The organism is Anaerotignum faecicola (assembly GCA_024460105.1).
In the GTDB taxonomy this organism is placed as follows: Bacteria; Bacillota; Clostridia; order Lachnospirales; family Anaerotignaceae; genus JANFXS01.
The window spans coordinates 1-399 of sequence record JANFXS010000512.1 but is presented as its reverse complement, the minus strand read 5'-3'; the positions used below and the strand labels follow the sequence as shown (position 1 = coordinate 399).

General features: G+C 42.9%; 1 tRNA gene. It reads right to left on the bottom strand.

Annotated features, from left to right (window positions below):
• Positions 1 to 55: 55 nt before the first annotated feature.
• Positions 56 to 128 (bottom strand) — tRNA-Lys (locus NE664_15140).
• Positions 129 to 399: the final 271 nt, after the last annotated feature.

The window sequence follows — 399 nt, the reverse complement described above, 5'->3', positions numbered from 1 at the left end:
CGAAATAAAAGCCCCAACCCCGCAACTCTCTGTCTGCAAAATCGGAACTTTTTCGTGCGCCTTCAGGGACTCGAACCCTGGACAAATAGATTAAGAGTCTACTGCTCTACCAACTGAGCTAAAGGCGCTTCTCTTCAGTTTTGTGTGCCTGTCTCGGTGACACGTGTGTTATTATATAACTGCGTTTGACAAAAGTCAACCCCTTTTTTACAAAAAATTTACAGCTCTTTCATAATTATTTATTTTTCTTCTTTTTCGGGGAGGAAGTACCGAGAATTTTGTTCACTTCCACGAAGGATTTCTTCCATTGCAGTGCCTTCTTGTTGAGCTCTGTCTTATCGCTTGTCGCCTGGAGAAGTTTTACGGTTACCTTGTCTTTCATTCCCATATGGACCGCTC